Below are 23,400 nucleotides of genomic sequence, written 5' to 3'. Positions count from 1 at the left end.
GCCCATGATCGAGTCCATTGCTCTGCCCGGCCACACCATCGCCCTGCGCCGCCCCTTGCAAGCCCGGCGGACACCGCAGGAACGATACGAGCCGAACATATTCAAGGAGGTGGACTCGCTCAGCCTGCTGATCGGGAACAACGGGTCAGGCAAGACCTTCATGCTGAGCCGGGTAATCGAAGCGATGCGCGGCAAAATGCTGGCCGCGACCGAGGTGCGGATCGCCACGGCGCCGCAGCAGGAAGACCCAGACTGGATACCTGTGCCGGAGTATGGCGTGGTGTATTACACGCCCGTCCCGCACCGGCGCGCGCACCGCGCCAGGAAACGCTTCATCGATGCATCGCCCAAGGCCAACTATTCTCCCACGTATGCCGAGACTTTCGAGCTGAAGGATGTCATCGACGAACTCGGCATCAGCGCAAAGCTCGAAGGCGGGGCTGCGTTTGTGCCTGAGACCATCGTGAAACTCGTTGCGGCCGCGCTGGCGACGGATGGATTGACGCTCCCGCGGCACTGGAACCCGGAGCGGCTTGCCGGCCTGTACCGCTTGGGCGAGGAAGAGCTTGAAAAGCCACACGCAGCGTCTGGTGCAAGCAGCCGCGCCGGCGCCACGGACAAGCCCGTCCTAAATATTCCGAAGATATACGGCTCACTGCTGGATGCCCTGCTTGAGGAGCACGAGGCCGAAAAGATCTTTGCTGTTTTCGCGGCCCTCTACAGCAGCCTGGACGCCGCGCGCAAGCCCCAGCTGCTCCTCGGCATGGTGCTGCACCTGGCCTTCGGCTTCGACGTGCCTCGGCGTCTGCCCGAAGAGATAAGAAACGACAACGCCGCAGGGCGGGTCTATGGTCTGGCCGACCGCCTGCAGAATTTTTTCCGTGTCCATCCCCCGGAACTGGACCTTGCCGAGGGCGTGTGCCGCCTTGGCACGGCCGACAAGAAGATGGCAAACGACATTATGGGCATGAAACTGGGCAAAGTGGTGACGCTGCATTGGCGTGACATGAGTTCCGGCGTGTGGGCGCTCCTGACTCAAATCGCGGCCATACGGGGCGCGCTCGAGAAGCTGCGGCGCAACGGCGCCCGCCGTGCGCTGGTGCTGATCGACGAGGGAGACTCGTTCCTGCACCTGGAATGGCAGCGGCAATACATCTATAACATCTGCCGCATGCTGAGCATTTTCAAGGAGAAGTTCGACTACCAGTGCCTGCAAGTGATCGTGGCTACCCACTCCCCCTTGCTGATGACCGACGTCCCGCGTCACTACGTTACCAGGCTGAGCATGGAACACGGCGCGTCAGACCCGGCAGGCGAAGCAGTGCAGGTATCGTTCGCCGCGCCCATGCAATCGGTGCTGAACAGCTCCTTCGCGGCCGGCACCATAGGCGAGCTTGCGTCCCGGACGATACGCGACGCGGTCATGCAGCTGAAACAGGGCGCGCTCCCGGCGGACGCAGGCTATGTCGGCTCCATTATTGACGACCCCATCATCCGGCGCGAATATGAATTGCTGCTGGAGGAAGCCGGCGGAGCCTCGGCATGATCCTGGCCATCCATGACAACTGGGAAAAGGCCAAAACCAGGCACGACGCGTACTTGAAAGCGATTCTGGATACTGTGCTGGTCAGCAAAACCCACACGGTCGCGTCGCCGCGCACCCTGCCCTTCCTGGAACATATCAAGGACGACCTGCTGGACGGCAGCGTGGACCGGCTGCGCAATACCATCGCGGTCCACCAGCTGGTCGAAGCAGCCTGCGCCGACGATGCCGAGCGTGCCGAGTTCCGGCAAGACCTGGAAGACATCTTCGATTACAGCGGCTTCATCTCCAAGAGCAAGGCCGGCTGGAATGCCTACGAACTGTGCAAGCTGTCCAAGTACCGGACTTGCCCGTACTGCAATCAGGCCTACGCGTTTACGGTCGTGCAGCAGCAAGACATCGTGAAAGGCAAAACAGTCAAGAGTTTCCGCCCGACGCTGGACCATTTCCTGCCCAAGAGCCGCTTCCCCCACCTGGCAATTTCACTCAACAACCTGGTGCCGAGCTGCGGCATCTGCAACTCCAGCCTGAAGGGCTCCATCGATTTTCATGCCGAAGAGCACCTGCACCCGTTCGAGGATGCCGAGTCGATTTCGTTCTCGCTGGCCGACAGCGCCGGACAACTGGTAGACCTGCGTTCCAATATCGACAAAGACAATCACCAGCTGACGCTGCAAGTGAAGTTCAGCGACAGCTGCGTCCCCAGCAACAACTCGGTCAAGACCTTTCTGGTGCGGGAGCGCTACGAGATGCACGTGGCGGAAGCGGTTGAATTCGCCGTGGCGCGCCTCTCCCTAAGCCGGCTGCGCGCGCGCGAAATCGGCGGACTCGGGCTGGGCAACTCCGAAGTCCACCTGCTGCGCTTCGATCCCGCCAACTACCGCAACGTCATCCTTGGCAAAATGCTGCGCGATCTCCACGCCCAGCTCAATCCTAACCCCTGAGCGCGGCCTTCTACCGCCCCGCACGCGAGCGCAGCAGCAAGCGGTCTGAGCCGCATTCGGGGTCTGACCCCGAATGCGGCTCAGACCGCTTTGCGCTGGCGGCGGCGGGGAAGTAGCGGTCGCGCAGCTTCATGAAGGGGGTTTCGATGGCGGCGTAGAGCAGCCAGCCGAGCGGGACGCTCACGGCCGTCATGATGGCGATGCCGGTCCAGCTGGCGGCGCTGATGCCGTGCTGGGCCAGTTCTGGCTTGAGCAGCAGGAAGATTTGCTTGTGCGTCAGGTAGATGGCGTAGGACCACAGCGCCAGCTTGCCGAAGCCGGGGATGGGCGTCTTTTCCAGCAGCGAGCCGGGGCTGAGCGCGGCGATCAGCAGCAGGGTGACGCCCAGCGCCAGCAGCGGGTAGCCGAACACGGTCATGCCGTAGCCGTAGTGGTCTTGCGAGAACAAATACAGCGCGGTGCCGCCTACCGCCATGCCGGCCGCGAGCGCCCAGTTGCCGCGCGAGGTGAGCCGGCTCCATGCGCCGGCGTGGTGGTTTTTCAGCAGCGCCAGCGCCACGCCGGCCACCAGTTCGTCGAAGCGGCACAGCGAGGAGTAGTAAATGACGTTGTAGTAGGCGAAGCCGCCTTCGCTGTCGCCCACGTGCGCTTGCCACAGGTAGCTGCGGATGGCCATGCCGCCCAGGAAGCTGGCGGCCACCGCGACCCAGGCCCACGCCAGCGAGCGGCGCATGGCGGCGATCAGCAGCGCGATGGCGGGCAGCAGCACGTAGAACTGCTCTTCCACGCACAGCGACCAGGCGTGCGAGAACGCGGTGCCGGGCGTGAGGTCGAGATTCTGCGTGAAGGTGAGGAATTGCCACAGCGGCGGCATGGTCAGCCCGGCGCGGAACCAGGGCCAGCAGGCGTACAGCGCCAGCACGGCGTAGAACGCGGGCAAGGTGCGCAGGAAGCGGCGGATGTAGAAGGTGCGCAACGAAAAGCCGGCGTCGCTGCGCATGGCGCTGAAGATCTGGTTGCCGATCAGGTAGCCGGACAGGCCGAAGAACAGGTCCACGCCGGTCCAGCCCACCTCGCCCCAGATGCCGAACGGCGCGTGTTTGCTGACGAACAGGACGTAGTGGTTCATGAACACGAGCACAATCGCTAATGCGCGCAGCGTGTCCAGACCATGAATGCGGGTTATGGATTTCATATAGTATTTTAACGGCCAATGGCTGAATCCCCGCTAGAATAACGGCCATTCATCAGTTTCGGGGAACCAGCATGACTGTAGCAAGCAATCTGCATTTCAAATCCGTCAACTATACCGGCCAGGGCAAGGGGCCGCGCGTGATTATCACCGGCGCGGTGCACGGCAACGAGACCTGCGGCACCAAGGGCATCACGCGCGTGATGGAGGAACTCGACAGCGGCAAGCTGCGCATCCTGAACGGCATGGTGACCTTTGTTCCTATCGTCAATCCGCTGGCCTACGCCAAGGGCGAGCGCTCGGGCGACCGCAACCTGAACCGCAACCTGTTCCCCAACGAGAACCCGCAGGACTTCGAGGACCGCATCGCTAACTGGCTGTGCCCGCTGCTCAGCCAGCACGAGGTGCTGCTGGACCTGCACTCGTTCAACGCGCAGAGCCAGCCTTTCGTGATGGTCGGTCCGCGCAACAACGACGGCAAGCTGCAGCCTTTCCAGCACGAGGAGAAGGAACGCGCGCTGGCGCGCCGCCTGGGCGTGAAGCGCTTTGTCGACGGCTGGATGGCGACCTACGGCGCCGGCGTGCAGCGCCGCCTGCGCGACGATTCACAGCTGGAAACCGTGCTGCGCTACGGCGTGGGCACCACCGAATACATGCGCTCGACCGGCGGCTACGCGCTGACGCTGGAGTGCGGCCAGCACGCCGATCCGCAGGCGCCGGAAGTGGCGTACCGCGCCATCATGAACACCCTGGCCTTCCTGGGCTTGATCGACGCGCCGCAGCCGGTGCCGCTGGCGCCGGAAGAGACCGAGTACCTGAGCATGGTGGAAGTGCATGACAAGCAGGATGCGGACGACAAGTTCAGCCGCGTCTGGTCCAGCTTCGACCGCGTGGCCAAGGGCGAGGAAATCGGCCGCCGCGCGGACGGCACGCCGGTGCTGGCCGCCGAGGACGCCATTGTGTTGTTCCCCGACACCAATGCGCGCGCCAACGCCGAGTGGTATTACCTGGCCAAGGCCAACCCGGCGGGCTTCTAAGCCGCGGCGCAGCTTGTTTTCTCTGGCTTCGATATGTCCGGAAGGATACAATCGCTGGCAGGAGAACAAGAATGCGCAAGTTGCTGACGCTCAGTGCATTACTAATGAGCCTGCCCTTCGGAGCGCAGGCCGAACATTATGTAGTCCGCACAATGGGGCAAGAGAGCCTGCCCCCTAAATGGATGATACGGGACGGCCGTCCCGCGGGCCTGTGTCCCGACATCTTCACCGCCATGGAGAAGGCCGAACCGCGCCTGAAGTTCAAAGGACAGGACGATTTCCGCTCGGTGCCGCAGATCGAGCAAGGCTTGCAGTCCGGCGCGGTGGGCGCGGCCTGCGCGCTGCTCGATTCGGAGCGGCGCCGCAAGGTGGCGCATATGTCCGGCAAGCTGTACCTCGTGCGCCACCGGCTGGCGGCGGCGTCCAGCGACAAGGTGAATGTCGAATCCATCGATGAACTGGTGCGGCTCAAGCCGCTGGTCACCACCTCGCGCGGCGCGGCCTACACCGACCAGCTGCGCGTGCTGGGCCTGGAAGTGGACGACAGCACCGGGGACAACCTGATCAACATGAAGAAGATCCTGGCCGGCCACGGCCGTTTCGTCTACATGAACGAGCTCACCCTGGCCTGGCTGATCCGCGAGAACAAGCTCAGCGACAAGGTGCGCCTGTTGCCGGCCGTGCTGAAGGAGGAGCCCATCTTTTTCTGGATCAGCAGGAAGACCGATCCGGAAGCGGCGCGCCTGATGAATGCGGCGCTGATGAAACTGAAGGCGAACGGCGAGCTGGGCCGGATCTACGAGCGCTGGGCCGGCGAGCGCGCCGCGCCGTAAAGCCTCCCGGCGCGCTCAGTGCACTCAGTGCGCCAGCTTCAGGCCCAGGATGCCGCAGGTGATCATGGAGATGCACACCAGGCGCAGCACGCCGGCCGGCTCGCCCAGCACCAGGATGCCGAACAGCGCCGTGCCCACGGTGCCGATGCCGGTCCACACGGCGTAGGCCGTGCCCAGCGGCAGGTCGCGCAGCGCCAACCCCAGCAGCGCCATGCTGCCGCCCATGGACAGCAAGGTCAGCACCGACGGCACCAGCTTGCTGAAGCCTTCCGTGTATTTCAGGCCCACGGCCCAGCCGATTTCCATCAGCCCGGCAACAAACAGGAACAACCACGCCATACTTCCTCCTCCTTGGCAAGGTCGTCCCCGCCGCGCGCCCCGGGATGCGAGGTCGTCCCCGCAGGCAAGAGGCGACAGTATATCATTGCAACATTTCCATCATGAAGGAGTCTCAATGTTGCCGAATTTGCTCATCGCGGCGAAAGTGGTCACCGGCCTGGTGCTGCTGATCCACGTCTACATCGTGCTGCTGGAGACCGTGCTGTTCCGCACGCGCGGCCGCCGTGTGTTCGGCCTGAGCGCCGAAAAGGCCGACATCGTGCAGCCGGCCATGTCCAACCAGGGCTGCTATAACGGCTTCCTGGTGGCGGCGCTGGCGCTGGGCTTTTTGCACCCCGACCCGGCCACGGCGCGCGCCTTCACGCTGTTCGGCCTGTGCTGCGTGGCGGTGGCGGGCGTGTGGGGCGCGGCCACCGTGTCGCGCCGCATCCTGTTCGTGCAGACAGTGCCGGCCGTGATCGCCCTGCTGCTGCTCCAGCTGGCTTGAGCGCCGCCAGCAGGTTTTTCTTTTATATCGTAGAATGCCGATATACGCATCGGACTTTATAGATGCGAGTATCGCTAAAGCCCAATATGGACATAGACATCGACGCAATCCACAAGGCGCTGGCCAATCCGGTCCGGCGCCAGATCCTGGCCTGGCTCAAGGAGCCGGAAGCCTATTTCGCCGACCAGGCCCACCCGCTGACCTTCGGGGTTTGCGCGGGCCTGATCGACCAGCGCACCGGCCTGTCGCAATCGACCGTGTCGGCCCACCTGTCGACCTTGCAAAAGGCCGGCCTGGTGACGGTGCAGCGCGTGGGACAGTGGAATTTCTTCAAGCGCAACGATGAAGTGATCCAGGGGTTTATCGACCATATGAACCAGGGCCTGTAATCGACGAGGCCCGGCAACTGAAGGAAGACCACCATGGCAAACCTGTTTGACCCTATCAAGATCGGCGACCTGACCCTGAACAACCGCATCATCATGGCGCCGCTGACGCGCGCCCGCGCCGTGGGCGGCGACCGCGTGCCGAACGCGCTGATGGCGGAATACTATGTGCAGCGCGCTTCGGCCGGCCTGATCCTGAGCGAAGCGACCGCCGTCACCCCGCAGGGCGTGGGCTACGCCGACACCCCGGGCATCTGGTCGGACGAGCAGGTGGCGGGCTGGAAGCTGGTGACCGAGGCGGTGCACGCGGCCGGCGGCAAGATCTTCCTGCAGCTGTGGCACGTGGGCCGCATTTCGGACCCGAGCTTCCTGAACGGCGACGCGCCGGTGGCGCCCAGCGCCATCGCGGCCAAGGGCTTTGTCAGCCTGCTGCGCCCGCAGCGCCCCTACCCGGTGCCGCGCGCGCTGGAGCTGGAAGAAATTCCGGGCATCGTGGCCGCTTACCGCAAGGGGGCGGAAAACGCCAAGCTGGCCGGTTTTGACGGCGTGGAAATCCACGGCGCCAACGGCTACCTGCTGGACCAGTTCCTGCAGGACGGCACCAACAAGCGCACCGACGCCTACGGCGGCCCGATCGAGAACCGCGCCCGCCTGATGCTGGAAGTGACCGATGCGGTGATTGAAGTGTGGGGCGCCGGCCGCGTGGGCATGCACCTGGCGCCGCGCCGCGACGCGCACGACATGAGCGACTCCAACCCGGCCGAAACGTTCGGCTACGTGGCGCGCGAGCTGGGCAAGCGCGGCATCGCCTTCATCTGCGCGCGCGAAGCGGTGGGCGAGGATAGCCTGGGACCGCTGCTGAAGAAGGAATTCGGCGGCATCTATATCGCCAACGAGAAGATGGACAAGGCCACGGCCAACGCCATCCTGGCGGCGGGCACGGCCGACGCGGTCGCCTGGGGCAAGGATTTCATCGCCAATCCCGACCTGCCGGCACGCCTGCAGCAGGACGCGGCGCTGAACCCGCAGCGCCCGGAAACCTTCTACCATTCGACGGCGGAAGGGTACACGGACTACCCTGCCCTGGCATAAGCCTGCGGCGGCTCCCGGCGGATTACGCGGCCAAGCCGCTAATCCGCCCTACGCGCCATTCACGCCATGCGCCATAACGCCATCGCACAGGGGTGGGTTCGTAGGGCGGGTTAGGCGCAGCCGTAACCCGCCGGCTTCGCTACCCCGCCAGCTTCGCGTCCACCGAATACCGTCCCGCGCCGCTCAGCGCGATGGTGCCGAACACGATCACCAGCAGCCAGCCGAACTGCCCCTCGGCGATGCTCCAGTCCGGGTGCACCAGCACCATGGACACGGCCAGCAAGAACACCACCGGCAGCGCCGCCAGCCGCGTGAACAACCCCAGCGCGATCAGCACCGGACACACTACCTCGGCAAACAGCGCGCACCACAAGGTGAGCGCGCGCCCCATGCCTAGCGGGTCGTCGATATGCGCCAGCTCCTGCTGATAATGCACGATCTTCGGTATCCCGTGCACATGCAGCAGCAGCGCCGCCCCCGCGATGCGGGCGAACAGCAGCCCGCCATCCGGCGTGAACGGCCCGATCAGTTTCCGCAGCAGCGCCGTCATTTGTTCTGGTACCCGCCGTAGTGCTTGACCGGGCTCCACTCAGGCGCCACCTCGGGCAGCGGCTGCGCATACTGGGCGAAGTCCTTGCCCGCATACACCACCCTGCCGTTCACCACGGTCAGCGCGCTTTCCAGGTTCTTGATCTGCTCCACCGGCATGCTGAAGTAATCCTGCGGCAAGATCACCAGGTCCGCATATTGGCCCTTGGCCAGCGTGCCCTTCACCTTTTCCTCGCCACTCATCCAGGCGCTGCCGCTGGTCATCAGCTTGAGCGCCTCGTAGCGGCTCAGGATGTCCTTCGGCTGCCACAGGCTCAGGCCGCCGGCAGTCTTGCCCGTCACCGCCCAGTACACCGACGGCCACGGGCCGTAGCTGCTCACGCGGGTGCCGTCCGTGCCCAGGCCGACCGGCAGCTTCATCTCCAGCATCTTGCGGATGGGCGGCATCTGGCGTGTCTGCGCGCCGTACTGCTTCCAGTAGTGCTCGCCCTGGAAATGCATGCGGTCCTGCACGGCGATGCCGCCGCCCAGCGCCTTCACGCGCGCCAGCTGGGCGTCGCTGATGGTTTCAGCGTGGTCGAAGAACCAGCGCAGGCCTTTCAGCGGCATCTCCTTGTTCACCTTCTCGATCACGGCCAGGTCGCGGTCGATCGACTCGCCATAGGTGGCGTGGATGCGGAACGGCCAGCGGTTCTTCACCAGCAGGCGCAGCACGGCTTCCAGTTCGCCTTCCATCTGCTCCGGCATGTCCGGGCGCGGTTCGAGGAAGTTCTCGAAGTCGGCCGCGCTCCAGACCAGGTTCTCGCCCGCGCCCTCGGTGGTGTAGCCGTTGGCGTAGAACATGTGCTGGTTGGTGTCCGGCTTGGTCAAGGTGAGCCAGCGCTGGTAGTCTTCCAGCTCCTTGCCCGGCTTCTGCGCGAACAGGTAATACGATGTGCGCACGGTCAGCTTGCCGTCCTTGGCCAGCTCGACGGACACGCCGTAATCGTCCGGGAAGTTCTGGCCGCCGCCGCCGGCGTCGATGGCGCTGGTCACGCCCAGGCGGTTCAGTTCGCGGTAGTAGTGCAGCGTGGAGTTCAGCTGCTGATCGCGCGGCAGCACATTGGTCTTGGCCAGCGTGGTGTACAGGATCAGCGCGTTCGGCTTGGCGATCAGCTTGCCGGTCGGCTTGCCTTGCGCGTCCAACTCCACCACGCCATCCTTGAATTTGGTGTCCTTGTTGTAGCCCAGGGTCTCGATGCCCTTCTGGTTCAGGAAGCCCAGGCCGTACAGGTACAGCAGGAAGACCGGCTTGTCCGGCACGGCGGCGTTGATTTCCTCCAGCGTGGGCAGGCGCTTTTCCTCGAACTGGAATTCATTCCAGCCGCCCACCACCTTGATCCAGGCACCCTCCGGCGTGCGCGCGGCCTGCTCCTTCAGCATTTCCATCGCCTTCTTCAGCGAGGTCACGCCATCCCAGCGCAGTTCGGCGTTGTAGTTCAGGCCTTCGCGGATGACGTGCAGGTGCGAGTCGTTCAGGCCGGGGATGACGGTGCGGCCGCCGGCGTCGATCACTTGCGTGTTGGCTTGTTTCAGCTTGAGGATCTGGGCATTGCTGCCGACGGCTTCGATTTTGCCGTCCTTCATCGCCACGGCCTGGGCAAAGCTGCCCTCCTTGACCATGGTGGCCACCTTGCCGTTGGTGATGATGAGGTCGGCCGCGAGGGCCGGCGTGAGGAACGCTGCGGACAAAGCCGCAGGCAGCACCAGCCTGGTGAATACCGGATTCATGTTGTAGTCCTTGATTTTATAGGGCACATCAAAAATGGCGGCCGGCCGGCACTGCTTACTGCTCACAGCTTACTGCTTGCTGCTTACTTCAAAAACTTATTCCTTGATCGCTTCGATAGCGAAGGTCAGGGTCACTTCGTCGCCCACGTGCGGAGCATATTTGCCGGCGTTGAAATCGGAGCGCAGGATCTTGGCGACAGCGTTGGCGCCGCAAGCGTCTTTCTTCAGCATCGGATGCGGCATGCACTGGAACGAGGTCACTTTCAGCGACACAGGCTTGGTGATGCCCTTGATGGTCAGGTTGCCGTCCACCGACGCCACTTTGTCGCCGGCGAAATTCACCTTGGTCGACTTGTAGGTGATGGTTGGGAACTTGGCCGTGTCCAGGAAGTCTTCACCCTGGATATGGTTGTTAAACAGCGGGAAGCCGGTGTTGACCGACTTGGTGTCGATGGTGACGTCCACCGAACCCGTTTTCGCAGCCTTGTCGATCACGATCTTGCCTTCGGTCTTGTCGAAACGGCTCACCTGGTTGGAATAGCCGAAGTGCGAGTACTCGAAGCGCGGCGCGGTGTGGGCCTGGTCCAGCACATAGGTTTCCGGTGCAGCGGTAGCAGCCATGGACACGCCAGCGGCGATCAGCAGAGCAACGATTTTTTTCATAGTAAAACTCCAGTCAGGGGTGATTATCGGGACGGGCAGTTTGCCCGTGATCTTTGTGATTGATGCCGATTATGCGCTGGGGCAAATCGATTGTAAAACGGAAAATATACCGGTTTATTATCGAAAAAATCGATCATCGTTTCGGAGACTGAAGCAATCATGTGCGCAGTGTACAGAGGACCGCTTGCAGCGCCCATCTGCCAAAGGTAGCATTTTTAACTCAGGCTTGCGCGCGCAGCACGTGGGAGAGGATGCGCTGCTCGAGCGCGGCGAAGGCGGCGGCGCCGTGGCCTGCGCTGCGCGCGGCGGCGCGGGGACGCGGAAGACCGATGGCGAGGTCGAGCGCGATGGCGCCGTCTTCGATCAGCAGCACGCGGTCGGCTAGGGCCACGGCTTCGGCCACGTCGTGCGTCACCAGCACGGCGGTGAAGCCGCGCGCCAGCCACAGGGACTCGATCAGCTGCTGCATTTCGATGCGGGTGAGCGCGTCCAGCGCGCCCAGGGGTTCGTCCAGCAGCAGCACCTGCGGCTGGTGCACCAGGGCGCGCGCCAGCGCCACGCGCTGCTTCTGGCCGCCGGACAGGGCAGCCGGCCAGTCGTCGGCGCGCTCGCCCAGGCCCACGGTGGACAGCGCGGCGGCAGCGGCATTCAGCGCATGCGGCAAGCCGAGGGCGACGTTTTCCAGCACGGTCTTCCACGGCAGCAGGCGCGCTTCCTGGAACATGATGCGCAGGTCGGCGCCGTGCTGGCCGAAGGCGATGTCGCCGCTATCGGCCTGCTCCAGCCCGGCCAGCGCGCGCAGCAAGGTGCTCTTGCCGCAGCCGCTGCGGCCGACGATGGCAACGAATTCGCCCGCTTGCAGCTGCAGGTCCACGCCGCGCAGCACTTCGCGCGCGCCATAGGACTTGCGCAGCGCCGAGATGCCGACTGCCACGCCTTCGCGCTCCGGGCCGCCGCGCGCGGCCGGCTGCTGCGGCCTGGGCTCATCGCGCGGCGCGCCCTCCCGTGTATCGGCGAACAGGTCGGATTCAAAATAAGTAGGTGCCAGCAGCATAACGCTCCTTTCAGCGGTAAGCGGGATTCCAGCGCAGGAAGTGCTTCTCCATCGCGCGCGAAGCCAGGTCGGCCAGCTTGCCGAGCAAGGCGTACAGCAGTATGCCGACCAGCACCACGTCCGTTTGCAGGAACTCGCGCGCGTTCATGGTCATATAGCCTATGCCCTCCTGCGCCGAAATGGTTTCGGCCACGATCAGCAGCACCCACACCAGGCCGAGCGAGAAACGCACGCCAACGAGGATGGACGGCAGCGCGCCAGGCAGGATCACGTCGCGGTACAGCGGCCAGCCGGACACGCCGTAGCTGCGCGCCATCTCGATCAGCGCCGGGTCGGTGGAGCGGATGCCGTGGAAGGTGTTCAGGTAGACCGGGAAGAACACGCCCACCGCCAGCAGGAACAGCTTGGCCGTTTCATCGATGCCGAACCACAGGATCACCAGCGGAATCAGCGCCAGCGCGGGGATGTTGCGCACCATCTGCAAGGTGGTGTCGAGCAGCGTTTCGGCGCGGCGGAAGCTGCCCGTCAGCAGGCCGAGCGCCAGCCCTGCCCCGGCGCCGATGGCAAAGCCGCTGCCCGCGCGCCAAAGGCTGGTGCGCAGATGCGTCCACAACTCGCCGGATACCGCCAGCGTCCAGAAAGCTTGCGCCACCGCCCACGGTTCGGGCAGCACGCGGCTGGACAGCCAGCCCACGCGCGCCGACAGCTCCCACAGCAGCAGCAGGCCAACCGGCAGCAGCCACGGCGCGAAGCCTGCCGCCAAGCCTGGAGACGCAGAGTGGCCCGTCGGGGCGGCGCGGGAAATGGAAGCGCCGGCGCCGCCCATGTCAGGCCGCCTTCTTCGGCAGGATATTGCTGGCCATGACTTCGCCGAACGGCCCGCTCAGCGACTGCTCGGTGACGGCCTTGCCCTTGCCCAGCAGCGGGAACACCAGCTCGGCGAACCGGTACGACTCCTCCAGGTGCGGATAACCCGAGAAGATAAACGTCTCGATGCCCAGGTCCGCATACTCCTGGATGCGCGCGTGCACCGTCTCCGCGTCGCCGACCAGCGCCGTCCCCGCGCCGCCGCGCACCAGCCCCACGCCCGCCCACAGGTTGGGCGACACTTCCAGCTTGTCGCGCCGGCCGCCGTGCAGCTCGGCCATGCGGCGCTGGCCCACCGAATCCATCTTGCTGAACGCCGCCTGCGCCTTGGCGATCACCTCGTCGTCCAGATGGCTGATCAGCTCCTCGGCCGCGCGCCAAGCCGCCTCGTTCGTCTCGCGCACGATCACGTGCAGGCGGATGCCGAAGCGCACCGTGCGGCCATGCTTCGCGGCCCGCGCGCGGATGTCGGCGATCTTCTCCGCCACGGCGGCCGGCGGCTCGCCCCAGGTCAGGTACACGTCCATCTGCTGCGCCGCGAGTTCGTGCGCCGGCTCGGACGAACCGCCGAAGTACAGCGGCGGATACGGCTTCTGCACCGGCGGATACAGCGTGCGCGCACCCTTCACCTGGATATGCTTGCCTTCGAAATCGTAGCCCGCCTCGCCGCCCTCGCCCGACAGCGACGCCCGCCACACGCGGATGAACTCGTCCGAAATCTCGTAGCGTTTGGCGTGGTCCGCGAACAGGCCGTCCGCCTCCAGTTCGCCCTGGTCGCCGCCGGTGACGACGTTGATCAGCAGGCGGCCGTTCGACAGCCGGTCGAAGGTGGACGCCATGCGCACCGCCAGCCCCGGCGTGGACAGTCCCGGACGCACGGCCACCAGGAACTTCAGCTTCTTCGTCGCGTTGATCAGCGACGAGGCCACCACCCACGCGTCCTCGCAGGAGCGGCCGGTGGGCAGCAGCACGCCGTCGTAGCCCAGCGTATCGGCCGCCACTGCCACCTGCTGCAGATAGTCCGCATCGACCGCGCGCGCGCCCTTGGACGTGCCCAGGTAGCGGCTGTCGCCGTGCGTGGGAATGAACCAGAAAATATTCAACGACATGACAATTCCTTTTAAAGCTTAAACGGCAGCAGCGCGTCCTTGACCGCGATCGGCTTGGGGATCAGCTTCAGGCCCGCGAACGCGTCCGCCACCTTCTGCTGCGCTGCGATCACTTCCGGCGTCACCGGCTTCACCCCGTAGGCGTAGCGCGACGCGGCCAGCTCCACCACGCCCGTTTCCAGGCCGGTCTGCGCGGCCAGGATGGCGGCGACTTCCTTCTGGTTCTTCAGGCCCCACTCGTCCACCTTGGCCAGCTCCTCGATGACGATGCGGACGATCTCCGGGTTCTTTTCCGCGTACGGACGGGCGGCCAGGTAGAACTGGTGGTTGGCCACCAGTCCCTGCCCGTCCACCAGCACGCGCGCGCCAAGCTGCTTTTCGGCGGCGGCCAGGAACGGGTCCCAGATCGCCCAGGCATCGACGCTGCCGCGCTCGAAGGCGGCGCGCGCATCGGCCGGCGGCAGGAATACCACTTCCACGTCCTTGTAGCCCAGGCCGGCCTTCTCCAGCGCCTTCACCAGCAGGAAGTGGACGTTGGAACCCTTGTTCAGCACGATCTTCCTGCCTTTGAGGTCGGCCAGGCTGCGGGCCCTGGAATCCCTGGGCACCACGATGGCTTCGCTGGACGGCGATGGCGGCTCGTTGCCGACGTAGACCAGGTTGGCGCCCGCAGCCTGCGCGAAGATGGGCGGCGCCTCGCCCACCGTGCCGAAATCGATGCTGCCCACGTTCAGGCCTTCCAGCAGCACCGGGCCGGCGGGGAACTCGGTCCATTTCACGTCCACGCCTTTTGCGGCCAGGCGCTTCTCCAGCGTGCCGCGTCCTTTCAGCAGCGTCAGCGTGCCGTACTTCTGGTAGCCGATGCGCAGCACCGGCTTCGCCTGTGCCTGCGCGATGCCCGGCAGGCTGGCCACTGCCACGCCGGCGGCGCCCGCGAACAGCAGGCCGATGGTGCGGCGGCGCGCGGCGCGCTTGTGTTGATTGCTCATGTGTCTTCCTTATGCGGCCTGGCTGGCAGGGGTGTAGGGATGGTCTTGCAGCGAACGCACCGGGGCGCCGTTGGCGATGTGGACGCCGTGCGCGGCATGCGGGCCGCGCGCAGCGGCGCCCAGGCCGATTGCGCCCGCAGCTTCGGCCGCAGCTTCAACCGCGCGATCGGCGCCATCAAGGTCCGCAGCGGTGCGCGTCCCGGCCAGCGGCGCCAGCGCGGCGAGCAGCTCGTCCACACCCACGGCAACGCGGGTGGCGATGGGCGGCGCCAGCGTCAGCCCCTGTTCATCCTGCCAGACCAGCTGCTGGCTGGTGGCGAATATGCTGGTCAGTACCTGCTTGGCGGCCAGTGCGTGCAGCACGGGGCGCAGCGCATAGTCCAGTGCCAGCATGTGCGACTGCGTGCCGCCGGTGGCGATCGGCAGCACCACCTTGCCGGCCAGCCCGTCCTGCGGCAGCAGATCCAGGAAGGCTTTCAACACGCCGGAATACGACGCCTTGTAGACCGGCGTGGCGATCACGATCGCCTGCGCGGACGCCACCGCGGCGACGGCGCGTTGAAGGGCGGCGTCTTCCGTGTCCGCGTGCAGCAAGGCCTGCGCCGGCAGGTCCCGCACATGCAGGCGCTGCAGCTGATGACCGTGCACCGCCAGCTTGTCGCCGATGTGCAGCAGCAGCCTGCTGGAACTGGAAGGAAGCGAAGGACTGCCGCCAAGAAGTAGGATGCTCATTTTTCTCCCCGAGTTTGGATGGTTTTTTCCAGACTACGGCCGTCCGCCTGAAAGCAGAACGAATTGTTTTGCGCATCGATATCTGATTTTCACCGAATGACGTTTCTGCATAAGGAAAGCCGGATTTCTTCGTGTACGGCGCCCGAATCCCGGTGCGATACTGGCCTGCATCGACATCACCGGAATCTGTATCATGGAGGAACCCTTTTTCGCAGAAGACCCTATCGCCATTGCCTCGGCGCTCGCCGCCCGGCTGGCGGAAAGTGCCGTCGAGCGCGACCGCGCCGGCGGCCACGCGGCCACGGAACGCGAATGGATACGCGAATCCGGCCTGCTCGCGCTGTCCATTCCCGCTGAATACGGCGGCCAGGGCGCAAGCTGGAGCACGGTCTATCAGGTGATCCGCATCCTGGCCCGCGCCGACAGCGCGCTGGCCCACGTATTCGGCTTTCACCACCTGCAGCTGGCAGGCATACGCCTGTACGGCAGCGCCCAGCAGCAGCGCCGCCTGCTCACCGAGACAGTCGAACAGCGCCTGTTCTGGGGCAATGCCCTGAATCCGCTGGACAAACGCACCACCGCAGCGGACGCGCGCGGCGGCTACGAGCTGAATGGGCTGAAGAGCTTTGCATCCGGCTCGGTCGGTTCGGACTGGCTCACGCTGTCGGCCTGGCACGCCCCCACGCAGAGCGCGCTGATCGCCGTGCTGCCCACGCGGCAGGAGGGCATCCGCGTGCAGGCCGACTGGGACGCTTTCGGCCAGCGCCAGACCGACAGCGGCAACGTGTCATTCAACGGCGTGCGCCTGCCACAGGAACTGGTGCTGCAGGTCCCGGGCCAGGCGCCCACGCCGCAGGCCACGCTGCGCTCGCAGGTGGCGCAGCTGATCATGGCCAACCTCTATCTGGGCATAGGCGAAGGCGCTTTCGAGGCGGCGCGCGCGTACACCAATGAGGAAGCGCGGCCGTGGTTCCAGTCCGGCGTGGCGTCGGCCAGCGAAGACCCACTGGTACAGCACCGCTACGGCCAGCTGTGGACCTTGCTGCGGCCGGCGCAAGTGCTGGCGAACCACGCGGCGCATGAACTAGACCGCGTGTTCGCGCAAGGGGCGCAGGTGAGCGCGCGCACGCGCGGCGAGCTGGCGGTGGCCGTGGCGGAAGCCAAGGTGCTGGCGCACAAGGCGGGCGTGGAGATCAGCAGCCAGCTGTTCGAGCTGACCGGCGCGCGCTCGACCTCGGCCAAATATGGCTTCGACCGCTACTGGCGCAACGTCCGCGTGCATACCCTGCACGATCCGATCGACTACAAATACCGTGACCTGGGGCGCTTTGCGCTGCAAGGCACGCTTCCTGAACCAAGCGCTTATTCGTAATGACAAACACCACGCAAGTCCCCCGCACGCCGCTGATACAGATCCGCGGCGCCAGCAAGAGGTTCGCCCTTCCCAAGGGCGGCCATTTCCACGCCGTCAAAAACGTGTCGCTGGAAGTACGCGAGGGCGAAATTTTCGGCCTGATAGGCAAGAGCGGCGCCGGCAAGTCCACCTTGCTGCGCCTGATTAACCTGCTGGAGCAGCCGGACGGCGGCAGCGTGACGGTCGACGGCCGCGAGCTGACGGCGCTTGGCAAGCGCGCACTGCGCGAGGCGAGGCAGAACATCGGCATGATCTTCCAGCAGTTCAACCTGCTGCAGAATGCCAGTGTGTTCGACAACGTGGCCTTCCCCTTGCGCATCCATGGCGGACGCACGCGCGAGCAGATCGCGGCGCGGGTGCGGGACTGCCTGGAGTTGGTGGAACTGGGCGGCAAGGCGGACAGTTATCCGGCGCAGCTGTCGGGCGGGCAGAAGCAGCGCGTGGCCGTAGCGCGGGCGCTGGCCAGCGGGCCAGCCGTGCTGCTGTGCGACGAGCCGACGTCGGCGCTGGACGCGGAAACCACGCGCGCGCTGCTCGCCACGCTGAAGGATATCAACCAGCGGCTGGACGTGACCATTGTGATCGTCAGCCACGAGCTGTCCGTGCTGGACGCGATCTGCGACCGCGTGGCCGTGATCGAGGACGGCACCATCGCCGAGCAATTCGCGCTCACCGGCAGCGAAGCGCGCAAGACCGCCCTCGGCCGCGAACTCGCCAGCCTGCGCCCCGCCGCGCCCTCCGTCCCGCCGGCGCCCAGCCTTTCACCTGCGCCCGGCTTTTCACCTGCATCCGCCCCACACACTGCGGCCGCCACCTCGCCTTGGGCCGCCGCCCCGCCTGCGCCCGAGCCGGCCCATGCCGACCCGGCCGGCGCCGCCTCCACGGCACCAGTCTCCACGGAGGCCGCCCATGCTTGAGAAAATCATCACCCTGCTGCCCGAACTGTGGCTCGCGCTGGGCCAGACGCTGACGATGCTAGGCATCGGCCTGTCCGCTGCCGTCGTCATTGGCGGCCCGCTGGGCGTGCTGCTGTTCCTGGTGGCCGACAGCCAGTCGCTGCAGAACAAGCCCGCCTCCCTGCTGCTCGGCTGGTTCGTCAACACCGTGCGCTCCTTCCCCTTCATCATCCTGCTGGTGGCGCTGGTGCCGCTCACGCGCGTCATCGCGGGCACGTCCATCGGCCCGCTGGCAGCCGCCGTGCCGCTGTCCTTCGCCGCCATCCCCTACTTCGCCCGCATGGTCGAACAGGCACTGCGCGAAGTGCCGCGCGGCGTCATCGAAGCGGCGCACGCCATGGGCGCGTCCGAACTGCAGATCGTCCTGCGCGTGCTGCTGGTGGAGGCCCGCTCCGGCCTCGTGCTGGCGCTCACCGTGCTGTCCATCAGCTTCCTGTCCTATTCCGCCGTGGCCGGCGTGGTGGGCGGCGGCGGCATCGGCGACCTGGCCATCCGCTACGGCTACTACCGCTTCGAGACCGACATCATGATCGCCACCGTCGCCGTGCTCATCGCCATCGTGCAAACCATCCAGTTCACCGGCAACCGCATCGCCCGCCGGCTCGACAAACGCTAACCTCAAAGGAGAACCCATGACCATCTTCCACCGCGCACGCCGCCGCACCCTTGTCCTGCGCGCGCTCAGCGTCGCCGTCATCGCAGCCGCCGGCCTCGCGGCGGGCCTGGCTTCCGCACCGGCCAACGCCAAAGACCCGAAAGAGCTGGTGATCGGCACCAGCGCCGGCCCCTACGCCGACCAGATCAAGCTGGGCATCAAGCCGATCCTCGAAAAACAGGGCTACAAGGTCAAGCTGGTGGAGTTCAACGACTATGTCCAGCCCAACTTCGCGCTGGCCGAGGGTTCGCTGGACGCCAACGTGTTCCAGCACATCATCTACCTGAAGAAGTTCGCCAGCGAGCATAAGCTGGCGCTGAGCGAACTGGTGACCATCCCCACCGCGCCCATCGCCATCTACAGCAAGAAGCACAAGACGCTGAGCGACGCCAGGGAAGGCAGCACGGTCGCCCTGCCGAACGACCCGGCCAACCAGGCGCGCGCGCTGGTGCTGCTGGACCAGTTGGGCTGGATCAAGCTGCGCGCCGGCACCGATCCGATCCGCGCGTCCGAAAAGGATATCGCCTCCAACACCAAAAAGATCAAGCTGGTGCCGCTGGAAGCCGCCCAGCTGCCACGCTCCCTGCAGGACACGGACTACTCCTTCGTCAACGGCAATTACGCGCTGGCCTCGGGCCTGAAGCTGAGCGAGGCCCTGGTGACGGAGAAGATTTCGCCGAACTACATCAACCTGGTAGCGGTGCGCACGGCCGACAAGAACAAGCAGTTCGCCAAAGACCTGGAAGCCGCCTACCGCTCGCGCGAGTTCCTGGCGGTGACGAACAAGTATTTTGCGGACTACTCGAAGACCGACTACCAGCTGGCGCTCGAGGCGCAATGAGCAAGCGAATCCGCTTCAACGCGTTCCAGATGAACACGGTGGGCCACCAGTCGCCCGGCCTGTGGACGCATCCGCGCGACACCAGCCACCGCTATACGGAACCCGAACACTGGACGGAACTGGCGCGGCTGCTGGAAGCGGGCCGCTTCGACGCCGTGTTCCTGGCCGACGTGCTGGGCGTGTACGACGTCTACCAGGGCAGCGTGGACGCGGCCCTGAAGCACGCGGTGCAAGTGCCGCTGAATGATCCGCTCGCGCTGGTGCCGCTGATGGCGCAGGCCACCGAGCACCTGGGCTTCGGCGTGACCTGCGCGCTGACCTACGAGCATCCCTATACCTTTGCGCGCCGCATGTCCACGCTGGACCACCTGACACGAGGGCGCATCGGCTGGAACATCGTCACCGGCTACCTGGACAGCGCGGCGCGCAACCTGGGCCTGGAGCGCCAGCCCGGCCACGACGAGCGCTACGACCTGGCGGACGAATACCTGGCGGTGGTGCGCAAGCTGTGGGAGTACAGCTGGGAAGACGATGCGGTGGTGAACGACAGGCAGCGCGGGGTCTACATCGATCCGGCCAAGGTGCGTCCGATTGCGCACGAAGGCCGCTACTACAAGGTGCCCGGCATTCACCTGTGCGCGCCGTCGCCGCAGCGCACGCCGGTGCTGTTCCAGGCCGGCACGTCCAGGCGCGGCACGACGTTTGCGGCGCAGCACGCGGAGGTGACTTTCGTCAGCGGCCCAAGCAAGGCGGTGGTGGCGAAGTATGTGGACCACCTGCGCAGCGCGGCCGTAGCTGCCGGGCGCGCACCGGAGGACCTGCTGATCTACACGCAGGCGCTAATCGTCACCGGCGCCAGCGAGGAGGAGGCCTGGACCAAGTACGAGGAGTACCGCAGCCATATCGACATCGAAGCGGCGCTCGCGCTGCTGTCCGGCTGGACCGGCGTGGACTTCAGCCTCTATCCGCTGGATGCGACCATAGACTACATCGATTCGGAAGCGGGCCGCTCGGCGCTGGCCTCTTTCAGCCAGGCCGACCCGGGCCGCAAGTGGACGGTGCGCGAGGCGGCCGAATTCATCGGGCTGGGCGGGCGCGGCCCGGTGCTGGTGGGCGATGCGCACCAGGTGGCGAACCTGCTGGAGGGCTGGCAGGACGAGACCGGCATCGATGGCTTCAACCTGGCCTTCGCGGTGGCGCACGAGTCGATGCAGGACGTGGTGGATTACATCGTGCCCGAGCTGCAGCGGCGGGGGCGCTACCAGCGCGAGTACACGCCCGGCACGCTGCGGCAAAAGCTGCTGGGGCGGGACCGCCTCGCGGCCGCAGCGGCGCCACACCCGGACTAGCGGCAGTCGTTGCGCATCTGCGCCTGGGACACGTTGCTGTGGGCCGGCACGCTCTGCGTGAGCCACACATTGCCGCCGATGGTGGAACCGGCGCCGATGGTAATGCGGCCCAGGATGGTGGCGCCCGCGTAGATAACGACGTCGTCTTCCACGATGGGGTGGCGCGGCGTGCCCTTGATGAGCGCTCCGCTGGCATCCGCCGGGAAGCGCTTGGCGCCCAGCGTGACGTGCTGGTACAGCCGCACGCCCTGCCCAAGGATGGCGGTCTCGCCGATGACCACGCCGGTGCCGTGGTCGATGAAGAAGCTGGCGCCGATCTGCGCGGCCGGATGGATGTCCACACCGGTCTTGGAATGCGCGATGTCGCAGATCAGGCGCGCGATGAACGGCGCGCCCAGCTGGTGCAGCAAGTGCGCCAGGCGGTAGTGCAGGATGGCGATGGTGCCCGGATAGCACAGCATGATCTCGGCCACCGAGGTTGCCGCCGGGTCGCCCGCGAACGCGGCCTGCACGTCCGACACCAGCAGCGCACGGATGCCCGGCAGCCCGGCGGCGAATTCGCGCGTGATGTTGTGGGCCTGCTCGGTCAGCGCGTCCTCGCTGCTGTGCTGCGCCGGCACCTCCGTCTGCTCGGAGAACTGCAGGCCGCGCCGCACCTGCTCGGTGAGGCGGTTCAGCGTGGTGTTGAGCGTGTCGCCGACGAAGTAATCGATGCTCTCGTCGGTCAGGTTGGGCCGGCCGTAGTGCGTGGGGAACAGCACGGCCGACAGGCCGTTGACGATGGTGGTGAGCGCCTCGCGCGACGGCAACTCGCGCACCCGGCCCTGGTGGCGGATATTGTGCGTGGCTTCGCGCGAAATGCGCAGCTGCTCGATCACCGGTCCCAGATTCCAGTGCGCAGGGCGCACGCCGGTGCCGTCATAAGTGTCGATAGTCATGGGATCTCAAAAAACAGTGTTATTGGCCTAGGAGCTTAATGAGCGGCCCGCGCAAAGCGAAGGAATAAATTCGCCATTCGATATGCGAATTCCGCATATCGATATGCCCGCGCATGCGCGTCCGGCACAAGCCCCGGCGCGTGGCGTAAAATACCGCTCCAGGTAACAATAACGCATCCATGAATATTCTGCTGACACTGCTCTTGGCCGGGCTCACCATGGTCGGGCCGCTCGCCATCGACACCTATCTTCCGTCTTTCCCCGCCATCGCGCTGGCTTTCGACGCGAGCCCCATCGCCATCCAGCAGACCCTCAGCCTGTTCCTGTTCTGCTTCGCCTTCATGATGCTGTTCTACGGCACCATGTCCGACTCCTTTGGCCGCCGCCCGGTGATCCTGGTGTCGCTGGTGATCTACACGGCCGCCTCCATCGTGGCCGCGCTGGCGCCCTCCTTCGGCGTGCTGCTGGCCTGCCGCATCCTGCAAGGCCTGTCGGCCGGTGCCGGCATGGTGGTCAGCCGCGCCATCGTGCAGGACCGCTTCGAAGGCGCGGAAGCGCAGAAGATCATGTCGCACGTGATGATGGTGTTCGGCCTGGCGCCGGCGCTGGCGCCCATCCTGGGCGGCTGGCTGCAAGTGTCCTTCGGCTGGCGCTCGATTTTCTGGTTCCTGACCGGCTTCGGCATCCTGATGTATTTCGCCGTGCTGCGCCTGCTGCCGGAGAGCCTGCCCAGGGAGAACCGGCATGCCTTCCATGGCGGCGTCATCGCCGCGAATTACTGGAAAGTGCTGTGCCACCGCCAGTTCCTGCTGCTGTCGGTGAGCGTGGGCATGGCCTTCGGCGGCTTCGCGCTCTACATCGGTTCGGCCGCCTACTTCGTGATGCAGATCCTGCACCTGCCTGAAACCGCGTTCGCCTGGCTGTTCTTCCCGCTGATCAGCGGCTCCGTGGTGGGGTCGGCGCTGTCCGGCAAGCTGGCCAAACGCTACACGCAGAGCGCGCAGATCTGGGCCAGCTACGCCATCATGGGCGCGGCGGGCGCCGCCAACATGGCGTACAACCACTACTTCGCGGCGGAAGTACCGTGGGCGGTGCTGCCGCTGTTCGTGTATTCGTTCGCGCTGGCCATCGCCATGCCGCCGATGACGCTGATCGCGCTGAACCATTTCCCCAACAACAGTGGGCTGGCTTCGTCGATGCAGTCCTTCATCCAGATGATTTTGTTCGCGCTGATTTCAGGCGTGGTGGCGCCGCTGCTGTTCGACAGTGCCTACAAGCTCGCTTGCGGCGTGATGGCAGGCCTGGTGATCAGCTTCGCCGCCTGGGTGGCGGCGCACCGCTCTACGGCCACGGCGCCGGCGTAACGTCGATATACTGCGCGCCGCCCTGCTCCGGTTCCGGCTCGGCAGGCTGCGACAGGCGCGCGTCCCCCGTCAGGCCCAGCGCAAGGATCTCCTTGCGCGCCTCGACGAAATCGGAAGTGGAAAGCGGCCGGTCGCGGTCCGGCCAGTTGGCGATAGCCCAGTTCTGCACTTCCTCGAAGCGCTGCCAAACCTGGTTGATAAACTGGCGCCGCTGTTGCTCATCCATTGCTGTTCTCCAAGATAGCCTTTGGCGCCAGTATATGCCTGCCGCAGCGCGCCGGGGCGCACGGCAGACTG

Annotated in this window: 24 protein-coding genes and 1 pseudogene; 13 read left to right on the top strand and 12 right to left on the bottom strand. The window is 65.6% G+C overall.

Features of this window, described 5'->3' with window-relative positions; genetic code table 11:
• The first annotated feature begins 4 nt into the window (after positions 1 to 4).
• Positions 5 to 1,546, top strand: coding sequence for an AAA family ATPase (locus ACFJI2_RS08410; protein ID WP_377704586.1), 1,542 nt, complete (start codon positions 5 to 7; stop codon positions 1,544 to 1,546).
• Positions 1,543 to 2,487 carry an HNH endonuclease gene (locus ACFJI2_RS08405; RefSeq protein ID WP_377704585.1) on the top strand — a complete coding sequence of 315 codons (945 nt, stop codon included), beginning with the start codon at positions 1,543 to 1,545 and terminating at the stop codon, positions 2,485 to 2,487. The genes ACFJI2_RS08410 and ACFJI2_RS08405 overlap by 4 nt, the downstream gene beginning before the upstream one ends.
• A gap of 10 nt (positions 2,488 to 2,497) precedes the next feature.
• Here ACFJI2_RS08405 and ACFJI2_RS08400 read toward each other — a convergent pair whose 3' ends face one another.
• Complete coding sequence (locus tag ACFJI2_RS08400; RefSeq protein WP_377704584.1) at positions 2,498 to 3,682, bottom strand: acyltransferase family protein; 1,185 nt, start codon at positions 3,680 to 3,682, stop codon at positions 2,498 to 2,500.
• 71 nt (positions 3,683 to 3,753) lie between these two features.
• On the opposite strand from ACFJI2_RS08400, the gene ACFJI2_RS08395 reads away from it, so the two are divergent.
• Positions 3,754 to 4,716 (top strand): succinylglutamate desuccinylase/aspartoacylase family protein, encoded by a 963-nt coding sequence (locus tag ACFJI2_RS08395; protein WP_377704583.1) that lies wholly within the window; start codon positions 3,754 to 3,756, stop codon positions 4,714 to 4,716.
• Between the two features lie 152 nt (positions 4,717 to 4,868).
• Complete coding sequence (locus ACFJI2_RS08390) at positions 4,869 to 5,549, top strand: substrate-binding periplasmic protein (protein WP_377704582.1); 681 nt, start codon at positions 4,869 to 4,871, stop codon at positions 5,547 to 5,549.
• A gap of 24 nt (positions 5,550 to 5,573) precedes the next feature.
• Here ACFJI2_RS08390 and sugE read toward each other — a convergent pair whose 3' ends face one another.
• A complete protein-coding gene (gene sugE / locus ACFJI2_RS08385; RefSeq protein WP_056395452.1) occupies positions 5,574 to 5,888 on the bottom strand; it encodes a quaternary ammonium compound efflux SMR transporter SugE in 315 nt (104 codons plus the stop codon).
• Between the two features lie 115 nt (positions 5,889 to 6,003).
• Between sugE and ACFJI2_RS08380 the strand changes: the two genes are divergently transcribed.
• From ACFJI2_RS08380 to ACFJI2_RS08370, 3 genes are all read left to right on the top strand, one after another.
• Positions 6,004 to 6,375, top strand: coding sequence for a DUF1304 domain-containing protein (locus ACFJI2_RS08380; protein WP_377704581.1), 372 nt, complete (start codon positions 6,004 to 6,006; stop codon positions 6,373 to 6,375).
• Between the two features lie 86 nt (positions 6,376 to 6,461).
• On the top strand, positions 6,462 to 6,764 hold the full coding sequence (locus tag ACFJI2_RS08375; protein WP_107872089.1) for a helix-turn-helix transcriptional regulator: 303 nt from the start codon (positions 6,462 to 6,464) through the stop codon (positions 6,762 to 6,764).
• 33 nt (positions 6,765 to 6,797) lie between these two features.
• Complete coding sequence (locus ACFJI2_RS08370; protein ID WP_377704580.1) at positions 6,798 to 7,853, top strand: alkene reductase; 1,056 nt, start codon at positions 6,798 to 6,800, stop codon at positions 7,851 to 7,853.
• A 139-nt stretch (positions 7,854 to 7,992) separates the two neighbouring features.
• Here the strand turns inward: ACFJI2_RS08370 and ACFJI2_RS08365 are convergent, their stop codons facing one another.
• The 8 genes and pseudogenes from ACFJI2_RS08365 to ssuE form a co-directional block, all read right to left on the bottom strand.
• The gene (locus ACFJI2_RS08365; RefSeq protein ID WP_107980029.1) at positions 7,993 to 8,403 is read right to left on the bottom strand and encodes a DoxX family protein; all 411 of its coding nucleotides are present in this window, start codon (positions 8,401 to 8,403) and stop codon (positions 7,993 to 7,995) included.
• Positions 8,400 to 10,172, bottom strand: coding sequence for an amidohydrolase (locus ACFJI2_RS08360; RefSeq protein WP_377704579.1), 1,773 nt, complete (start codon positions 10,170 to 10,172; stop codon positions 8,400 to 8,402). Before ACFJI2_RS08360 ends, ACFJI2_RS08365 begins: the two co-directional genes overlap by 4 nt.
• 96 nt (positions 10,173 to 10,268) lie before the next feature.
• A complete protein-coding gene (locus ACFJI2_RS08355) occupies positions 10,269 to 10,835 on the bottom strand; it encodes a YceI family protein (protein ID WP_107872083.1) in 567 nt (188 codons plus the stop codon).
• Positions 10,836 to 11,055: 220 nt separating this feature from the next.
• Positions 11,056 to 11,889, bottom strand: a complete 834-nt coding sequence (locus ACFJI2_RS08350; RefSeq protein ID WP_377704578.1) for an ATP-binding cassette domain-containing protein — start codon at positions 11,887 to 11,889, stop codon at positions 11,056 to 11,058.
• 10 nt (positions 11,890 to 11,899) lie between these two features.
• The gene (ssuC, locus tag ACFJI2_RS08345; protein WP_377704577.1) at positions 11,900 to 12,715 is read right to left on the bottom strand and encodes an aliphatic sulfonate ABC transporter permease SsuC; all 816 of its coding nucleotides are present in this window, start codon (positions 12,713 to 12,715) and stop codon (positions 11,900 to 11,902) included.
• A 1-nt stretch (position 12,716) separates the two neighbouring features.
• A complete protein-coding gene (gene ssuD, locus ACFJI2_RS08340) occupies positions 12,717 to 13,859 on the bottom strand; it encodes an FMNH2-dependent alkanesulfonate monooxygenase (protein WP_377705812.1) in 1,143 nt (380 codons plus the stop codon).
• Between the two features lie 17 nt (positions 13,860 to 13,876).
• Complete coding sequence (locus ACFJI2_RS08335; RefSeq protein WP_377704576.1) at positions 13,877 to 14,854, bottom strand: sulfonate ABC transporter substrate-binding protein; 978 nt, start codon at positions 14,852 to 14,854, stop codon at positions 13,877 to 13,879.
• A 204-nt stretch (positions 14,855 to 15,058) separates the two neighbouring features.
• A pseudogene (gene ssuE, locus ACFJI2_RS08330) lies at positions 15,059 to 15,586 on the bottom strand (NADPH-dependent FMN reductase); the annotation flags it as partial.
• Between the two features lie 193 nt (positions 15,587 to 15,779).
• On the opposite strand from ssuE, the gene ACFJI2_RS08325 reads away from it, so the two are divergent.
• The 5 genes from ACFJI2_RS08325 to ACFJI2_RS08305 are packed head-to-tail and all read left to right on the top strand — an operon-like array spanning position 15,780 to position 20,801.
• The gene (locus ACFJI2_RS08325) at positions 15,780 to 16,958 is read left to right on the top strand and encodes an acyl-CoA dehydrogenase family protein (protein WP_377704575.1); all 1,179 of its coding nucleotides are present in this window, start codon (positions 15,780 to 15,782) and stop codon (positions 16,956 to 16,958) included.
• Positions 16,958 to 17,917, top strand: coding sequence for a methionine ABC transporter ATP-binding protein (locus ACFJI2_RS08320; protein WP_377704574.1), 960 nt, complete (start codon positions 16,958 to 16,960; stop codon positions 17,915 to 17,917). Before ACFJI2_RS08325 ends, ACFJI2_RS08320 begins: the two co-directional genes overlap by 1 nt.
• Positions 17,910 to 18,572 carry a methionine ABC transporter permease gene (locus ACFJI2_RS08315; RefSeq protein ID WP_377704573.1) on the top strand — a complete coding sequence of 221 codons (663 nt, stop codon included), beginning with the start codon at positions 17,910 to 17,912 and terminating at the stop codon, positions 18,570 to 18,572. The genes ACFJI2_RS08320 and ACFJI2_RS08315 overlap by 8 nt, the downstream gene beginning before the upstream one ends.
• A 16-nt stretch (positions 18,573 to 18,588) precedes the next feature.
• Positions 18,589 to 19,452: a MetQ/NlpA family ABC transporter substrate-binding protein gene (locus ACFJI2_RS08310; protein ID WP_377704572.1), complete on the top strand. Its 864-nt coding sequence runs from the start codon at positions 18,589 to 18,591 to the stop codon at positions 19,450 to 19,452.
• Entirely contained in the window at positions 19,449 to 20,801 is a 1,353-nt protein-coding gene (locus ACFJI2_RS08305; protein WP_377704571.1) for an LLM class flavin-dependent oxidoreductase, read from the top strand. Before ACFJI2_RS08310 ends, ACFJI2_RS08305 begins: the two co-directional genes overlap by 4 nt.
• Here the strand turns inward: ACFJI2_RS08305 and epsC are convergent.
• On the bottom strand, positions 20,798 to 21,739 hold the full coding sequence (gene epsC / locus ACFJI2_RS08300; RefSeq protein ID WP_377704570.1) for a serine O-acetyltransferase EpsC: 942 nt from the start codon (positions 21,737 to 21,739) through the stop codon (positions 20,798 to 20,800). The two genes, ACFJI2_RS08305 and epsC, sit on opposite strands and share 4 nt — an antisense overlap.
• Before the next feature lie 179 nt (positions 21,740 to 21,918).
• Here epsC and ACFJI2_RS08295 point away from each other — a divergent pair, with 179 nt between their 5' ends.
• Positions 21,919 to 23,103: a multidrug effflux MFS transporter gene (locus tag ACFJI2_RS08295; RefSeq protein ID WP_107872059.1), complete on the top strand. Its 1,185-nt coding sequence runs from the start codon at positions 21,919 to 21,921 to the stop codon at positions 23,101 to 23,103.
• Here ACFJI2_RS08295 and ACFJI2_RS08290 read toward each other — a convergent pair.
• Positions 23,081 to 23,329, bottom strand: a complete 249-nt coding sequence (locus ACFJI2_RS08290; protein WP_132137085.1) for a hypothetical protein — start codon at positions 23,327 to 23,329, stop codon at positions 23,081 to 23,083. The two genes, ACFJI2_RS08295 and ACFJI2_RS08290, sit on opposite strands and share 23 nt — an antisense overlap.
• Between the last annotated feature and the right edge of the window lie 71 nt (positions 23,330 to 23,400).

Origin of the sequence: Pseudoduganella sp. UC29_71 (assembly GCF_042693265.1) — a bacterium.
Classification (GTDB): Bacteria; Pseudomonadota; Gammaproteobacteria; order Burkholderiales; family Burkholderiaceae_D; genus Rugamonas.
Note: the sequence above shows the minus strand (reverse complement) of the source record. Positions and strands in the feature narration are given on the sequence as shown.

What these genes read in the sequence shown, in the direction of transcription:
- ACFJI2_RS08290 (WP_132137085.1), bottom strand. Translation starts at nt 23,329, where the DNA reads ATGGATGAGCAACAGCGGCGCCAGTTTATCAACCAGGTTTGGCAGCGC.
- ACFJI2_RS08350 (WP_377704578.1), bottom strand. Translation starts at nt 11,889, where the DNA reads ATGCTGCTGGCACCTACTTATTTTGAATCCGACCTGTTCGCCGATACA.
- ACFJI2_RS08320 (WP_377704574.1), top strand. Translation starts at nt 16,958, where the DNA reads ATGACAAACACCACGCAAGTCCCCCGCACGCCGCTGATACAGATCCGC.
- ACFJI2_RS08390 (WP_377704582.1), top strand. Translation starts at nt 4,869, where the DNA reads ATGGGGCAAGAGAGCCTGCCCCCTAAATGGATGATACGGGACGGCCGT.
- ACFJI2_RS08360 (WP_377704579.1), bottom strand. Translation starts at nt 10,172, where the DNA reads ATGAATCCGGTATTCACCAGGCTGGTGCTGCCTGCGGCTTTGTCCGCA.
- ACFJI2_RS08395 (WP_377704583.1), top strand. Translation starts at nt 3,754, where the DNA reads ATGACTGTAGCAAGCAATCTGCATTTCAAATCCGTCAACTATACCGGC.
- ACFJI2_RS08400 (WP_377704584.1), bottom strand. Translation starts at nt 3,682, where the DNA reads ATGAAATCCATAACCCGCATTCATGGTCTGGACACGCTGCGCGCATTA.
- ACFJI2_RS08355 (WP_107872083.1), bottom strand. Translation starts at nt 10,835, where the DNA reads ATGAAAAAAATCGTTGCTCTGCTGATCGCCGCTGGCGTGTCCATGGCT.
- ACFJI2_RS08310 (WP_377704572.1), top strand. Translation starts at nt 18,589, where the DNA reads ATGACCATCTTCCACCGCGCACGCCGCCGCACCCTTGTCCTGCGCGCG.
- ACFJI2_RS08305 (WP_377704571.1), top strand. Translation starts at nt 19,449, where the DNA reads ATGAGCAAGCGAATCCGCTTCAACGCGTTCCAGATGAACACGGTGGGC.
- ACFJI2_RS08370 (WP_377704580.1), top strand. Translation starts at nt 6,798, where the DNA reads ATGGCAAACCTGTTTGACCCTATCAAGATCGGCGACCTGACCCTGAAC.
- sugE (WP_056395452.1), bottom strand. Translation starts at nt 5,888, where the DNA reads ATGGCGTGGTTGTTCCTGTTTGTTGCCGGGCTGATGGAAATCGGCTGG.
- ACFJI2_RS08325 (WP_377704575.1), top strand. Translation starts at nt 15,780, where the DNA reads ATGGAGGAACCCTTTTTCGCAGAAGACCCTATCGCCATTGCCTCGGCG.
- ACFJI2_RS08375 (WP_107872089.1), top strand. Translation starts at nt 6,462, where the DNA reads ATGGACATAGACATCGACGCAATCCACAAGGCGCTGGCCAATCCGGTC.
- ACFJI2_RS08315 (WP_377704573.1), top strand. Translation starts at nt 17,910, where the DNA reads ATGCTTGAGAAAATCATCACCCTGCTGCCCGAACTGTGGCTCGCGCTG.
- ssuC (WP_377704577.1), bottom strand. Translation starts at nt 12,715, where the DNA reads ATGGGCGGCGCCGGCGCTTCCATTTCCCGCGCCGCCCCGACGGGCCAC.
- ACFJI2_RS08365 (WP_107980029.1), bottom strand. Translation starts at nt 8,403, where the DNA reads ATGACGGCGCTGCTGCGGAAACTGATCGGGCCGTTCACGCCGGATGGC.
- ACFJI2_RS08380 (WP_377704581.1), top strand. Translation starts at nt 6,004, where the DNA reads ATGTTGCCGAATTTGCTCATCGCGGCGAAAGTGGTCACCGGCCTGGTG.
- epsC (WP_377704570.1), bottom strand. Translation starts at nt 21,739, where the DNA reads ATGACTATCGACACTTATGACGGCACCGGCGTGCGCCCTGCGCACTGG.
- ACFJI2_RS08405 (WP_377704585.1), top strand. Translation starts at nt 1,543, where the DNA reads ATGATCCTGGCCATCCATGACAACTGGGAAAAGGCCAAAACCAGGCAC.
- ACFJI2_RS08410 (WP_377704586.1), top strand. Translation starts at nt 5, where the DNA reads ATGATCGAGTCCATTGCTCTGCCCGGCCACACCATCGCCCTGCGCCGC.
- ACFJI2_RS08295 (WP_107872059.1), top strand. Translation starts at nt 21,919, where the DNA reads ATGAATATTCTGCTGACACTGCTCTTGGCCGGGCTCACCATGGTCGGG.
- ACFJI2_RS08335 (WP_377704576.1), bottom strand. Translation starts at nt 14,854, where the DNA reads ATGAGCAATCAACACAAGCGCGCCGCGCGCCGCCGCACCATCGGCCTG.